The organism is Aeromicrobium changchenzhani (genome assembly GCF_057586615.1).
Genome location: NZ_CM172480.1, coordinates 441,404 through 456,426, shown reverse-complemented (window position 1 = coordinate 456,426; position 15,023 = coordinate 441,404). Strand labels below are relative to the sequence as shown.

The 15,023-nt window shown below is 61.4% G+C and carries 13 protein-coding genes; 3 read left to right on the top strand and 10 right to left on the bottom strand.

The window, feature by feature from the left end; all coding sequences use genetic code 11:
* Positions 1-1,200 carry a CynX/NimT family MFS transporter gene (locus tag AC2YB9_RS02360; RefSeq protein ID WP_487267155.1) on the bottom strand — a complete coding sequence of 400 codons (1,200 nt, stop codon included), beginning with the start codon at positions 1,198-1,200 and terminating at the stop codon, positions 1-3.
* A 93-nt stretch (positions 1,201-1,293) separates the two neighbouring features.
* Here AC2YB9_RS02360 and AC2YB9_RS02355 point away from each other — a divergent pair, with 93 nt between their 5' ends.
* Entirely contained in the window at positions 1,294-2,607 is a 1,314-nt protein-coding gene (locus AC2YB9_RS02355; protein ID WP_487267154.1) for a glycoside hydrolase domain-containing protein, read from the top strand.
* Between the two features lie 78 nt (positions 2,608-2,685).
* Positions 2,686-3,921, top strand: coding sequence for an NADH:flavin oxidoreductase/NADH oxidase family protein (locus AC2YB9_RS02350; protein ID WP_487267153.1), 1,236 nt, complete (start codon positions 2,686-2,688; stop codon positions 3,919-3,921).
* Here AC2YB9_RS02350 and AC2YB9_RS02345 read toward each other — a convergent pair whose 3' ends face one another.
* The 8 genes from AC2YB9_RS02345 to AC2YB9_RS02310 form a co-directional block, all read right to left on the bottom strand.
* A complete protein-coding gene (locus tag AC2YB9_RS02345) occupies positions 3,922-5,577 on the bottom strand; it encodes an AMP-binding protein (protein ID WP_487267152.1) in 1,656 nt (551 codons plus the stop codon).
* Between the two features lie 15 nt (positions 5,578-5,592).
* On the bottom strand, positions 5,593-5,940 hold the full coding sequence (locus AC2YB9_RS02340; RefSeq protein ID WP_487267151.1) for a sterol carrier family protein: 348 nt from the start codon (positions 5,938-5,940) through the stop codon (positions 5,593-5,595).
* A 30-nt stretch (positions 5,941-5,970) separates the two neighbouring features.
* A complete protein-coding gene (purL, locus tag AC2YB9_RS02335; protein ID WP_487267150.1) occupies positions 5,971-8,235 on the bottom strand; it encodes a phosphoribosylformylglycinamidine synthase subunit PurL in 2,265 nt (754 codons plus the stop codon).
* 68 nt (positions 8,236-8,303) lie between these two features.
* Positions 8,304-9,362: an NADH:flavin oxidoreductase/NADH oxidase gene (locus AC2YB9_RS02330; RefSeq protein WP_487267149.1), complete on the bottom strand. Its 1,059-nt coding sequence runs from the start codon at positions 9,360-9,362 to the stop codon at positions 8,304-8,306.
* Between the two features lie 211 nt (positions 9,363-9,573).
* A complete protein-coding gene (locus tag AC2YB9_RS02325) occupies positions 9,574-10,980 on the bottom strand; it encodes an IS1380 family transposase (RefSeq protein WP_487267148.1) in 1,407 nt (468 codons plus the stop codon).
* A 203-nt stretch (positions 10,981-11,183) separates the two neighbouring features.
* Positions 11,184-12,395 carry an NAD(P)/FAD-dependent oxidoreductase gene (locus AC2YB9_RS02320; protein ID WP_487267147.1) on the bottom strand — a complete coding sequence of 404 codons (1,212 nt, stop codon included), beginning with the start codon at positions 12,393-12,395 and terminating at the stop codon, positions 11,184-11,186.
* 31 nt (positions 12,396-12,426) lie between these two features.
* Complete coding sequence (gene folE, locus AC2YB9_RS02315) at positions 12,427-13,053, bottom strand: GTP cyclohydrolase I FolE (RefSeq protein ID WP_487267146.1); 627 nt, start codon at positions 13,051-13,053, stop codon at positions 12,427-12,429.
* A 16-nt stretch (positions 13,054-13,069) separates the two neighbouring features.
* Positions 13,070-13,516, bottom strand: a complete 447-nt coding sequence (locus AC2YB9_RS02310) for a hypothetical protein (protein ID WP_487267145.1) — start codon at positions 13,514-13,516, stop codon at positions 13,070-13,072.
* A gap of 94 nt (positions 13,517-13,610) precedes the next feature.
* On the opposite strand from AC2YB9_RS02310, the gene AC2YB9_RS02305 reads away from it, so the two are divergent.
* Positions 13,611-14,315, top strand: a complete 705-nt coding sequence (locus AC2YB9_RS02305; protein WP_487267144.1) for a helix-turn-helix transcriptional regulator — start codon at positions 13,611-13,613, stop codon at positions 14,313-14,315.
* A gap of 60 nt (positions 14,316-14,375) precedes the next feature.
* Here AC2YB9_RS02305 and AC2YB9_RS02300 read toward each other — a convergent pair whose 3' ends face one another.
* Positions 14,376-15,008, bottom strand: a complete 633-nt coding sequence (locus AC2YB9_RS02300) for a hypothetical protein (protein WP_487267143.1) — start codon at positions 15,006-15,008, stop codon at positions 14,376-14,378.
* Positions 15,009-15,023: the final 15 nt, after the last annotated feature.

The following is a 15,023-nucleotide window of genomic DNA, read 5'->3' as shown; positions in this document are numbered from 1 at the left end:
TCAGCCAAGCGTGCGATCGCGGGCGGCCTGCCAGCCGATCGCCGCTTGGCCAGCAAGGACGACCAGCAAGAAGATGAGTGATTTTGACCAGGAGTCAAGCCGATCATGGAGGAGCCCGACGCTGATCGGTCCGGCCGCCGCAATCAGGTAACCCACGCACTGGGCCATGCCCGACAACGATGCGGCCTGCCGATGGTTGACTGCTCGAAGACCGAGCATCGACAGCGCCAGTACGAATGCCGCACCCACGCCGACACCGCCGACTGCCACCCAGAGAAGATCCCAGGACGGCGCGGTCATGAGCCCGACAAGCGACACCAGGATCAGCACTGAGGTCACCAGATGCACGCGAATCTGACTTGGCCATCTCGGGATGAATGCCGCTATGACCAAATTGCCCACGATCGCAGTGCCGTTAAAAATAAACAGATGGAATCCTGCCACAGCGGGTGACGTCCCGTGCGCCTGTTCGATCGACGGCAGCCAGGTCAACAGCGTATAGAACATGGTCGACTGCAATCCCATGTAGATCGCGACTTGCCAGCCCAATGCCGAGCGCCATGGAGACCGATGAGCTGGCTGATCAGGACCGGTCCACTCGGGCGAAGGCGGTGTGCGATGACGCAGGCGCGGCGCAAGCACCGCCAACGTTACGACGGCCAGCCCCGCCCAGACTCCGAGCGAGAGCCGCCATCCTTCCGGATTAGTCCCCGCGATCGGCACGGCAAGTCCTGCGGCCGCAGCAGCGACGCCGGCCTGCACAGCTGAATACATCCCGGTGATCGGGCCGATCCGATCGGGGTAATCCCGTTTAACCAACGCCGGAATCACGACATTCAGAACTGCAATGCCAATCCCAAGCAGCACCGTTCCGAGCCACAGGATCGGCAACCACGGCATCGACCGGGCCAAGATTCCGATCGCAAGAACGAGCAGCGCAAGACCGAGCGCTCGCTCGATGCCAACAGCCCTGGCGATCTTTGGAGCCACGGGAGAGAACAAGCCAAAAGCGACCAGCGGAATGCTGATCAGGATCGATCCTTCGAAGGCTGACAGCTGAAATGTGGCCTGCACGTCGTTGAGGACGGGGCCGACCGAGGTGATGGCGCCACGGAGGTTGGCGGCGACGAGGAGCAAGCCGACGAACATCAGCAAGGAGCGGTTGGCGGTCGCCGCCCGTATCGGAGTCGGCCGACTCATCGATTGTTCACCCGATCACGGTACCGCCTCGGTTGTGCAGGCGATCGGGGCTAATCGGCTGACAAGAGTGGCCAACGCCCTTAGCCTGATCAGATGCACAAGGTGTCTTCCCCCGCCGCGCGAGTTGTGCTCAGCCTGCTCGCGACGATTCTCACCGCTGCCGTCATGGCCGGTCCCGCCACCGCAGCGGCTCCACCGGCGCCGGGAAACTTCACCGGCTACGGCTTTGATGCCTGTGTCGCACCCACACAGAAGACCATGGATGTATGGAATCTGAAGTCGCCATACAGCGCAATCGGCATCTACGTGTCGGGGAACTCGCGCTATTGCAGCGACAAGTACCAACCCAATCTGAGCAAAGCATGGGTGCAGAAGAATGCCGACAAGGGCTGGCATTTCATGCCGATCCATGTCGGCTATCAAGCACCGTGCTTCAAGAACAACAAGAAGAGCCGCGTCCAGAAGAAACTCATGTCAAAGACGTTGGCCACTGCCCGCAAGCAGGGCGCCAGTGACGCCAAAGAGGCCGTAGCGGCGCTCAAGAAGTATGGCTTCAGGGCCGGGAGTTTCACTTATCTGGACATTGAATGGTGGGCGCGCGATCGCTCGACCTGCGACAACGTCGTCCGAGAATTCATGGACGCCTTCAACGAGAAGGTGCACGCCAGCGGCTACAAAGTTGGCCTCTACTCGAGTGCATCAGCCGCGATCAAGTTGACCGATGAACTTGTCGCCAAGAAATACAAAGGCTTCACACCACCGGACCAGATGTGGTTCGCCTGGACCAACAAGAAGGCGAATGTCGCAGGGATGCCGTACCTTGCCGATTCCCGCTGGGCCAAACACCAACGCATTCATCAGTACCACAACAACGTGAATGCCTCATATGCTGGCGCGAAACTGACCATCGACAAAAATTGGCTCGATGTCGGCACCGGCTCGGTCGCGACGAAGGAGCCGCTGCCATGTGGTGTGCGGATGTCGTTCGGAAAATATCCAACTATCAAGCCGGGCGCCAAGGGGCCTGAAGTCGCCGCCATTCAGTGTCTACTCAAAGGACTGGGCCTAGCGAAGACGGTCAACGGAAAATACAGCAATGACACGCGCGCTGGTATCGACAAATTCCGGGCCCGCCACGGCTGGAGCCGCAACGGCAAAGCAGGTCCGGCCACATGGGCCGCGCTGTTCACCGAGGGCAAGCACTCCACCGCGATCAAGCCAGGGTCAGTCGGTACCGAAGTGTGGAACACCCAACGTGCGCTCGTCGCCATCCGGCAGAAGCTCAAAGTCTCCGGTGTTTACGATTCTGCCACCACCAAGGCCGTCAAGAATTATCGCGAAATGAACGGATTGCCCAAGTATTCAACCGTCGAGTCGTCGGTATGGAAAGCGCTGAACCACCGCTGACTCTAATGGGCGCTGGCTGCGCGGCATCAGCACTGACCCTTTACGGTTGAGACAGTTCAGATACCGAAGGAATCTCGTATGCCCGCAACGCTCGACGAACCACTGACCCTGCCTTGCGGTCAGACCCTGCCCAATCGGTTCATGAAATCAGCGCTCAGTGAGGCGCTCGGATCGCCCAATGGGGCACCGAATGCGCAACTCGATCAGTTATTTGCGACCTGGGGCGCCGGCGGCTATGGCCTCATCGTGACCGGGAATGTCATGATCGACCGCCGCCACCTCGGCGAGGCCGGCAATGTCGTGATTGAGGACAACCGGCACCATGACGAGTTTGCCCGCTGGGCCGAATCGGCTCGTGGGAGCGGCACGCCTATCTGGATGCAGATCAACCACCCGGGCCGCCAATCCAACCCCTTTGGCCGCACTCGGCCGGTTGCACCGAGCCCGATTGCGCTCAAGGTGCCCGGGGCTCGTACGCCGCACGAACTCACCGGCTCCGAGATCGACGAGATCATCGGACGTTACGCCACCGCGGCCGACGTGGCTGAGAAGGCCGGTTTCGACGGCGTTCAGATCCATGGCGCGCATGGCTACCTCGTGTCGCAGTTCCTATCGCCCTTGTCGAATCAACGCACCGATGAATGGGGTGGCTCTCCGGAGCGTCGAATGACGTTCGTGCTCGCGGTGCTGGCCCGCATCCGTGCGACCGTGACACCGGCTTTCGCGGTCGGGATCAAACTCAATTCTGCCGATTTCCAACGCGGCGGTTTTTCCGAGACGGAGTCGCGCGATGTCGTCGTACGCCTAGCTGCCGAAGGCATCGATCTGATCGAGATCAGTGGCGGGTCGTATGAGGCACCAGCCATGATGGGCGCCCGCGCGTCAACCATTACGCGCGAGGCGTACTTCTTGGAATATGCGAAAACCGTGCGCGCGGTTGCGCCCGACGTACCCCTGGCCGTCACCGGCGGATTCCGCTCGCGCTCAGCGATGCAGGCAGCACTCGACTCGGGCGATTGCGATGTCATCGGCCTCGGTCGCCCGGCGGCAACAACACCAAACGCCCCGGCGCAGATTTTCAACGGGGCGGAGCACCTCGAGTCACACCATCGCACTGTCACCGGAGCAACTGTGCTCAGCAAGATCACCGATCCGCGCGCTCTGAACAGCCTGATCGACCTGCAATGGCACACCGATCAGCTGCACCGAATCGGGGCTGGCAAGCAACCTGATCTGGACCGGCCATCGTGGAAAACAGGTGTTTCGATGGTGCGCCGCAACGGCCGAGACATCCTGCGCCGCAAGCGCACCTGACTAACGGGGGTCTGGCAACAGTCGTTTGACGACCTTGCCGGCCGGATTGCGCGGCAATTCGTCGACGAAGACGACGTCCCGCGGCACCTTGTAGCGGGCGAGATTATTACGAACGAAAGCTCTGACCCCGTCGGCGTCAAGCGCGCCGTCGACCACGACATACGCCCGCAACCGGGACCCGAACTCGTCATCAGGGATGCCGATGACCGCAACCTCGACGATGTCGGGATGGCCAGTCAGGAGCTCCTCGATCTCCGCCGGGAAGACGTTCTCCCCGCCCGAGACGATCATGTCGTCGTCGCGACCCTCAACGAAGAGCCGTCCGTCCGCGTCAAGATGACCCATGTCACCGGTCGACATGAAGCCGTCGCTGATCGGTTTGTTGGCGCCATCGGTGTAGCCATCGAACTGCAGACTGCTGCGCACGAAAATCCGGCCTGGCACGCCGGTCGGGACCTGTGCACCATCTGCATCGAGGATCCGGATCGTGGTGCCGAATGGCGGCCGGCCGACCGTGCCAGGCGCGGCCCGCATGTCCTGGGGCGTCGCGATGGCAACGAACGCCACCTCGGTCGAGCCATACAGGTTGTACACGATGTCACCGAGGAGATCCATCAAGTGGGTCGCCAGATCGGCCGAGAGCGCTGATCCGGATAGTGCGACGACTCGCAGCGCAGCCAGGTCGCGGTCCCGAATCTTGTCATCGCCGATCGCGAGGAACCGAGCCATCAGAATCGGCAGGGTGATGAGCGTGTCGATCCGGTGGATTTCGAGCGTGTCGAGGATCCCTTGAGGCCGCAGGCTTCGACCTATCACGACTGTATTGCCCATTCCGAGGGCCAGCATCGACGTGGAAAGACCCCAAGCGTGGAACAGCGGCGCCGCGATCAGGACGTTTTGGCCGGCGCACAGTGGGACTTTCGACAGGAAACCACCGGGTGCGGCCAGTGTGATGTCCACGTCGCGCGGTGCGCCCTTCGGCGTACCGGTCGTGCCGCTGGTGAGGAGAACCACTCGCTGTGCCCGCTTCGGCTTGGGTGCTGTCGAACCAGCGCCGTCGCGCACCAATTGGCGAACCGTCGGCTGGCCCTCTGCCGTGGCCGTGTTGCTGTCGGCGATGACGACCTGGACACCGGCATCTAGACCGTCAAGTCGGTCGGCAAACTCCACATCACAGACCAGCGCGGTGATGTCTTCGCGCTGGCAGACATCGGCCAGTTGAGGGCCCGAAAAGTCGGTGTTGAGCAGCAGCGTGCGGGCACCGAGTTTGCCGGCCGCGAAGAAGATTTCGAAGAACGCCCGGTGGTTGCGGCACATGATCCCAACGCTGGCTTCGGAATCGATCCCGCGGCGGTGGAGCGAAGCGGCGAGGGCTCCGCTGTTGAGGTGCAGGTCAACGGACGAAAGACTGCCGTCGTCGTCGATGACGGCGATGCCGCGCGGATTCATGGCCTTGGCGCCCGCGGTCGCAGCACCCTCGATCCCGTACGCGTGGACGGCCTTGAGCACGTCGACGTACTGCAGCGGATTGGCCGATAGCACCGCCTGCGGTCCGGCTGCGCGTACGAGTGTCACGGCATAGCGCGACTCGATCACGATCCGTGCTGCGGCTCCACGAGCGATGTCACCGAGGTTCATGGACATCCCTTCGCTCATCGGCTTGCACCATCTTCACACCAATGGCAGCAGTGGGCTCAGGTTTGAGCGCTCGCCACTGGCGCTGATCTTGGCGTCGGTCCATGCCAATCTGCCTCTGGCCACAGCAACCCACGTCTCGGCGGTCATCTCGACAACCGCCGGCGGCGTGCCCCGCGTATGCCGTGCGCCGGCGATCGCCTGAACCGCGGCAAACGGCAGAATACGAACCTCGACGCTGTTGCCGGGTGCCTTCTGCGTTAGGAGCGCGAGTAAGTGTTTTGTTGCTGCTTTGAGATCATCACGGCTGCCGTCGCCCGCGTCGAGGCGCGCGATAAGCGCCTCGAACTCCCCCGCCGGAAGCGGTTTGAGCTGGTGCGCCATGGCTCAGGCTGTCCGTTCGATAAACATCGCTCAGGAGTTGAGTACGGCCGGAAGGGTTGCACTCCAGGCCGCGCGCACGTCGGTCAATGGTAGATGGAATTGGCCCACAACCTCGACGAACTCACCGCCGGTACGGCCGATCGACGTCAACTCAACATCGTGCTTGCTGGCCAGCTCGACGAGCAACTCGTGGTCCTCTTCGGCAACGACGACCACAGCCCGAGCGACGGACTCGCTGAACAGTTCAATGAACGGATCGTCGAGTTCGACACGGACGCCGATGTCATGGCGCAGCGATGCCTCGACAAGCGCCATGGCCAAGCCACCATCGGACAAGTCATGAGCGGCCTCAAGGATACCGGCGTCAGTTAGTTCAAGCATGAGTTCGGCGAGCGCACGTTCGCCGGCAAGATCGACCGCCGGCGGCATACCGCCGAGATGCCCGTGGATGACATCAGCCCAGGTGGATCCGGAAAATTCTTCCTCGGTCGAACCCAAGACGATGACGTGATTACCGTCGCTGGTAAAGCCTTGCGCGACGCGTTTGGTCACATCTTGAATCACGCCCAGCACACCCACCACCGGTGTCGGCAGGATCGCTGACCCACCGGTCTGGTTGTAGAACGAAACATTGCCGCCGGTCACAGGAATGCCCAGTTCGGCACACGCATCCTTGAGCCCGTGCGTAGCGCGCTCGAACTGCCACATCACATCGGGATCCTCCGGCGAGCCGAAGTTGAGGCAGTCGGTCACCGCCAACGGCAACGCGCCAGTGACCGCCACATTGCGATACGACTCCGACAGCGCGAGCTGGGCACCGGCGTAGGGATCGAGTTTGGTGAAGCGACCATTGCAGTCGGTCGAGATCGCGACGCCGAGGTTGGTCTCCTCGTCGATGCGCACGATGCCGGCGTCTTCGGGTTGGGCGAGCACAGTGTTGCCCTGAACGTACCGGTCGTACTGATCGGTCACCCATGACTTGTCGGCCTGATTGGACGACGCGACGATCCTGAGCAGTTGTGCCCGCAGTTCCTCACCCGATTTAGGGCGTTCGAGCACCTCGGCCACATCGGACTGTAGGGCATCCTGCCAGCTCGGGCGCGCGTATGGACGGTCGTAGGTTGGCCCGTCATGAGCAACCGAGCGCGGCGGAACATCGACGATGCGCTGACCATGCCAGTCAATCAACAACCGGTCACCATCGGTCACTTCGCCGATGACGGCGGCTTCAACGTCCCACTTCGCACAGATCGCCATGAAGCTATCGAGATTGTTCGGCTCGACGACTGCCATCATCCGTTCCTGCGACTCGCTCATGAGGATCTCCTCAGGCGACAGGGTCGAGTCACGCAGCGGCACAGTGTCGAGCTCAACGTGCATACCGCCGTCGCCGGCACTCGCCAACTCACTCGTGGCGCATGACAGTCCCGCACCACCGAGGTCCTGTATGCCCGCCACAACCCCGGCCTTGAACAGTTCGAGCGTGCATTCGATCAGCAACTTCTCCATGAATGGGTCGCCGACCTGGACCGCGGGACGCTTGCTGGGGCCGGTTGATTCAAATGTCTCCGAGGCGAGTACCGAGACGCCGCCAATACCGTCGCCGCCGGTGCGAGCGCCATACAGAATGATCAGATTGCCGACCCCGGTGGCGTGCGCGAGGTGCAGGTCTTCGTGGCGGAGCACTCCGACGCAGAGTGCGTTGACGAGCGGATTGCCGAGGTAAGACTCGTCGAAAACGACCTCGCCGCCGATGTTGGGCAGGCCCAACATGTTGCCGTAGCCACCGACGCCAGCCACGATGCCTGGCATGACGCGCTTGGTGTCCTCGGCATCAAGGGGACCAAAACGCAGCGGGTCCATGACCGCGACCGGACGGGCCCCCATCGCGAGAATGTCGCGAACGATGCCGCCGATACCGGTCGCCGCTCCCTGATAGGGCTCGACATAGCTCGGATGATTATGTGATTCGACCTTGAAAGTGACTGCGTAACCCTGACCGATGTCGATGACACCGGCGTTCTCGCCGATGCCGGCGAGGGTCTTGCCGAGAGGGGTTTCCTGCGGGAGGTCGCCGAACTTCTTCAGGTGAACCTTGGAGGATTTATAGGAGCAGTGCTCGCTCCACATGACCGAATACATCGCCAGTTCAGCGCCGGTCGGGCGGCGACCGAGGATCTCGTGGATGCGTGCATACTCATCGGCTTTAAGGCCGAGTTCGGCCCATGGCTGCTCCCGATCGGAGCTGCTGGCGGCATTGTCGACAGTGTCGAGGGAGTTCTTGGCTTCGCTCACGAGCCGAGTCTATCGGGCTGCGTGGGTGGCCAAACCACGGCCAAAACCGATCGGGCCAAAACTTACAATCAACGCCAGGCGCCACGGGTGTACTGCGGCGGATAGGGCACCTCGCGCCACGGGACCCCGAGCTCGAATGCAGCGCGCTGCGGCCAGCCGGATTCGCGTAGCGCGGCCCGAGCCAACAGCACAGCGTCGGCGGACCCTTCGGCGAGAATGCCCTCTGCCTGCTTCGCATCGGTGATGAGGCCCACGGCGGCGGTGGGTACGCCCGCTGCGCGGATCTGATGTGCGAACGGCACCTGATATCCGGGCCCGACGGCGATCTCTTGGGATGCATCGAGACCACCCGATGACACGTCGACGAGATCAACGCCATGATCCATGAGCAGCTTACTCAACTCCGCGGTTTCATCGACCGTCCAGCCGCCATCGACCCAGTCCGATGCCGAGAACCGCACAAAGACTGGCTTGTCCTCGGGCCAGACCCGGCGGATGGCGTCCACGACCTCGAACACGATCCGCGTGCGATTGGCGAATGACCCGCCGTACTCATCACTGCGTTTGTTGGACAACGGCGAAAGAAATTGATGCAACAGATAACCGTGTGCCGCATGGACTTCAACCAGATCGAAGCCCGCTTTGTCGGCTCGTATGGCAGCCGACGCGAATGCTGCCACGACGTGCGCAATCTCCTCGACGCTCATCTGACGTGGCTCAAGCAATCCCTCGAACGCTTCGGCCGATGGTCCAACGACCTGCCAACCACCGTCGTCGGCGGCGATCGCGCCGGTCCCGTCGGTGAAGACTCCATACGTCGAGGCCTTGCGGCCTGCGTGCGCGAGCTGCATACCGATCACGGCGCCCTGGCCTTTGACGAATTCGGTGATCCGACGCCATGGTGCAATCTGCGTGTCAGACCAGATGCCAGTGTCCTCGGGGCTGATGCGTCCTTCGGGAACGACCGCCGTCGCTTCGCTGATGATGAGGCCGAAGCCGCCGGTCGCACGTGCGCCAAGATGAACCAGATGCCAGTCGGTTGGGATCCCGTCCTGAGCGATCACGCTGTATTGGCACATGGCCGCCAACCAAATGCGGTTGCGGGCTGTCACACCACGAAGGGTCATGGGTTCGAAGAGAAGGCTCACCTCTGGTTTAACCACCACTCGATCCGGATATTCCCCGGGCGGTGGCTGAGCCTGAATCCACCGATGCCCATCGTTTGAGTGGTCGGTTCTGATTTTGGTGACGGGGTCGACGTTTGGGCAGGAGGGGCTGGCGGACCTCGTTGTCCGTGTTGTCCACTGGGTTTTCGTGTCGCGCCGGTTGGCTGGATGGTCAGGCAGCGGCCGGTGTTGGCGGTCCGCAGCCGATGGCATTGTGTAGTTCGTTCCAGGCCGTTTCCCACTGCCAACCTTCGGGCAAATGCAGCACGATCCGTCGGGCCGAGGAAGCGATTCGGGCCGGAACCGTGATGAGTTTGCGTCGGATCGTGGCGGTGGTCGCTTTCGCCAGGCCCGGTCCGGTGAGGGTTGCGGATGCGCGGGTGAGGTTGAATGTGATCACGGCCAGGACCAGCCAGGCGCTGTTCGCGGGAAACGATTTTGACGGCAGATGAGCCAGCGACGAGTGTTTCAGATCGGCGTGGACTTGCTCGATGATCGCGTGCTGGCGGTGGGTCTTGTCCGCGTCCACGGTTCCCAGATCGCTGGTGGTGAAGAAGGCGTGGAACCGCCAACTGTCGAACAGCGTGGACTGGCCGTTCTTGGCCTGGGTGTTGAGGGTGGGGGTTCGGCGGACCACGAGCCGCCCGGCAATATGGCGGGCTTTCTTCTGTGACGCGAAAGCGATGAATTCGATTTCGGCGACCTCAGCCCGCGACACCCATTCGCCGGTGTCTTGGTCGAAGACCGGGTGGGTGTATTCGATTTTCTGCCAGTTGGTCTCACCGATGGCCGTGATCGCGGCCTTGACGGCCGGGTCCAGCCTGGCCGTGACCGACACATCGGCGCCGGTTTTGATCGCTGCACTGATTGTCGGATGGCCATAGAATGCTGAATCGGCGCGCAGCAAAACCTTGCCCGGAGTGTCTGCCCTCTGGAGCTTCTTCAGGGTTGACATGGCTTCGGCGACCAACTGGGATGCACCCCGCGCAGAGTTCGCGGCGCCTTTGCGCATGCGTTGGGCGATGATCACAGGTGCGGCCAGTTTCGTCGACACTGTCACGATTGCTGCGTTGAGCCCGCGGACACCGGAATAGCCGTAACCAGAACCCTGCTTGGTATAGCCGTGGACCTCGACGATGGTGTCGTCGATGTCGACCATCACATAGTCGTCGCCATCGTCGAGACCAGCGATCAGCGGCGTCTTCGTGGCGAGTGCCTTCAGGAAGCGGGAGGCAATCGCGTCGAGTTGGCGGACATGACCGAAGGTGAACGTTCGCAGGAACGACCCCAACGTCGACGGCGCATAGACATGCTTGAACAGGCGCCTCATGCCGCCGTGGCGAAGGACACCCATGTCATCGATCGAGTCAGCCCCGGCGACCATCCCCGCAACCAAAGACATGACCTTCAGACCCGCATTTGCGCCCTTGTCGGTGGGAACACTCAGATGTTTGTCAGCCAGATCACGAAGCCCCGCCGATTCGGCCAACCTGACAACCGGGACCAGACCTGCGGCCGACACGAGATTCGGATCATCGAACGAGGCTGAAACAGCGTGGCGTTTATGAGAGAGTTGCATTTACGAGATGTCCTTCGTGTCGCGGAATTTGGAACCTTAAGCAGCTCCAATTTTCCCGCAACACGAGGGCATTCTCGTGTTACGACGCACTCAACCCCAGATCAACATCGGTGGATTCAGGCTGAGCAACCTATCCCGCCGCTGGGCGGTGGCTGAGCAACCAACACAATGAGGTTGCTCAGCCACCGCCAAGGCGGGGTGGATCAGAGTTCGTTGAGTGGAACCGCCGGATCGGCAAGCCGGGCCGGATCGATCGTTTTGCCGATCAGGGCACGGATCTCGTCCGACACATCCCAGACGTTGACATTCATACCGGCCTTAAGGACGCCATCGGCGAGCCAGAAGGCGATGAACTCACCGGTCGACTGATCGCCGCGGATGACGACATCGTCCGCTGCCGAGGCATAACCGACGTACTCCATACCGAGATCAAATTGATCGGTAAAGAAGTACGGCTGCCAGTCATAGGCACCCGTCGTTCCGAGCATCGACTTGGCGGCAAGCTGACCCTGTCGGGCTGCGTTGTCCCAATGCTCAACCCGGATGCTGGCATCAAGTGCTGTGTTGTGGGCATTCGCCACGTCGCCGGCAGCAAAGACTGTCGGATCCGAGGTGTGCAGCGATTCATCGACGGTGATGCCGTTGTCGATCGCGAGTCCGGCCGCTTCAGCCAGTTCAGTGTTGGGGCTGATCCCGACACCGACAATGACCAAGTCGGCGGGAAGAACCTCGTCGCCGACGCGTACGCCCGTGACTCGTTTGTCGGTGCCCTCGATTACGGTCGCGGACACGGACGTGCGCAGATCAACACCGTTCTTGCGATGCAACTCAGCGAAGTAGGTTGCGAGCTGGTCGCCAAGAACCCGTTGCAGCGGGAGCGGAGCGAACTCGAGCACCGTCACATTGAGGCCAGCAGCACGTGCAGCCGATGCGGTTTCGAGGCCGATCCAGCCCGCACCGATGATGACGACGTTCTTGGCGTCGGCAAAGCCGGCTCGGATTTGATCGCTGTCAGACAAGCGACGCAGTGAGAACACTCCGGCAAGGTCGGCGCCTGGGATCCGAAGCGTATTCGGTCGCGAACCCGTAGTGAGGAGCAACTGGTCGTAGTTGACGGTGTCGCCGGAGGCGAGGGTTACGGTGCGAGCGTCGCGGTCGATCGACGCTGCGGCATCACCAAAATGGGTGTCCACCTTGTGCTCGGCATACCAATCACTCGGGTGGACAAACAGGTCGTCGGATGCCGAGTTGCCCTGTAGATATTCCTTCGACAGAGCAGGACGCTCATACGGTCGCTCAGGTTCGTCACCGATCAGGGTGATGGCTCCGTCGAAGCCATCCTCACGCAGCGTCTCGATTGCTTTTGCGGCGGCAAGTCCGGCGCCGACGACGACGATTCCGGGGGTCTCGGTCATAGCATTCTCCTCGTAGATGGTCTCTTGGGCATCATGCTCCCTTTGGTGGCAAACAGGCAAAGAACTCTGCCCGCGTCTGCGGACTTTCGCGTAACAATCCACGTACGGCCGACGTACTGGTGGTGGTTCCGTTGATATGAACGCCACGCAGAGTCATACACATATGCTCGGCCTCGATAACCACACCGACACCTTTGGGAGCCAGATGCGCGTCGAGATGATTGGCGATCTGTTGCGTGAGCCGCTCCTGCACCTGGGGCCGACGCGCAAACATCTCGACGACCCGGGCCAGCTTGGACAAACCCACGATCCGCTCGCCAGGAATGTAGCCGACGTGCGCTATTCCGGTGAACGGTAAAAAATGGTGCTCGCACACGGATTGAACCGGGATCGAGCGGACGATGACAAGTTCGTCATATCTTTCCTCATTGGGAAAGGTCGTCATTTCAAATGGTCGGGGCGAGAGTAATGCAGCGTAAGCCTTGGCCATCCGCTGCGGAGTCTTCGTCGTCGACTCGGTGTTGCACGAGACTCCCAACGCGAGGAGGAACGACTCGGCGGCGCGTGCTGCTGCCGCCAGGTCGACCTCCCCGGCCGGGCTCTCGTCCAACATGTCGACCAGGTACTCGGAGAGATCCGTGTCGGCGTAGTCAGTCATCTGTAGAGACCTTCGGTCAGGATTGCGGACGGTCGTAGGTCACCGACAGGCGGGCCAACGCGATCGCAGCAACGAACAGGCCGAAGTCACGCAACGCGATGTCGCCGTAGTTGATGCCTGTGTTCACGGTCAGCAGGCTCAGCATGATGCCGAGGAGCCACAGCGCGACAATGTATGCGGCGTAACGAGGCACGAGGAACACCAGGATGCCGGCAACAATTTCGATGATGCCAACGATCACCATGTCGGTCGACGCGCTGCCTGGCACGAGCTTATCCATCCAGTTAGCGAGGTAGATCGACCATTTGTCGCCCTCCACCAAAATCGAGTGGCCACTGTTGAGCTTGTCCAGCCCAAATAGAATCGGCGCAACGGTGAAAACCGTCCGCAACAACGTAAATGCCTGATACCCGGGGTCCGACTTGAGCCTCGGTACGTCAAGCTTAGTAATTGTCATGCTCATGACTTGTCTCCTTTTCTAAAGACTACTAATATTGATCTTAGAACCCGCTCAACCATTTCGTCAACTAAATTGTTTTTTAGAAAAGGGGGTGCCCATGACCGACTTCTCTGAACGCGTCAGCGGCATCGGTGCGCTAGCCGAACCCGCACGCCGCCGCCTCTACCTGTATGTATGCGCGCAGGCCCACCCGGTCAGTCGAGATGAGGCTGCGGAGGCACTACAGCTTCCCCTGCACAAGGCCAAATTTCATCTGGATAAGCTCGAGTCGCAGGGTCTACTCATGACCGAGTTCGCCCGATTGAGCGGCAAGAGCGGGCCCGGCGCCGGCCGGCCAGCCAAGCTCTATCGCCGCTCCGACCGCGAGATTGCGGTATCACTACCTGGCCGTGAATATGAGTTGGCTGGACGGTTGATGGCCGAAGCGATCACCGAGTCGGCCGCGACCGGCATACCGGCGATGCAGGCACTCAATCAGGTGGCCGCCGAACGTGGCAGAACGCTTGGTGAATCGCTGCTCGCCGACTCAGGCAACCCCAAGAGTAAGAAGAAGGCGCTCGCACTGGCGGTGCGCGCCCTGCGCGAGCATGGGTACGAACCGCGCGAAATCAACGGCCGGGTGGAACTATCCAATTGTCCATTCCACTCCCTTGCCGACACCCATACCGACATGGTGTGTGGAATGAATTTCGCGTTGATCGATGCCATGGTCGACACGGTGGATCGCGAGCGGCTCGAGTGTCACCTCGAGCCCGAAAAAGGACGCTGTTGCGTTGTTCTGACGACGAAGCAGCCCGACTAGTCAGCTCTGTGAGTGACTCCTCGGCGTACGTGAGTGACTCCTCGGCGTACGGGGACTGGATCAAAACGTCGAGGCGAGACTGCCAATCGCGACGAACAGCGCCACCACGACCGAAATGGGCACCAACCACAACGCTGCCACCGTAATCGTGATCGTCGTGCCGATCTTGGGCGGTCCGAAGTAGCGCGCCCGCGGCAGGTCACCGATCCCGTTGATCCAATTGCCGGTCATCGCAGCACCGTGCCATAACCCTTGGAGCCGGGAGAACACCCGCCAACCACCGCCACCAGCGAGTTGAGCCAGCGTTCCGCGAGTCTCATTGACCTTGTCGCTGAGGCTGATCATGATGCCAAGCTCGGTCGCCAACTTGTCCGGATCATCAACCGCGTTGATAATCTTGCGCCGCCGTACGCCGAAGGCCACACTCACCGCCGCCATCACCAGCGCGATGATCACCACGAAGACCCGGGCTCCGCCATCGGCCTTCAGCCCCAGCAGAAGAGTCAACGCGATGAAGGGCACTGGCGCCCACAAGAGCGCTGCAGCCGGGATGCGCAGGACCCGTACAGCAACCAAAATCACCTGCGCCGCCCGCGCCGCAACCTGTCCGGTTTGATCATCAACGCGACCGGTCAGATTGGTGACCGCTTCGTTCGTACTCTTACCGAGGGACTTCGCTCGTCGCCATGCCATACGCACAGCCTATAG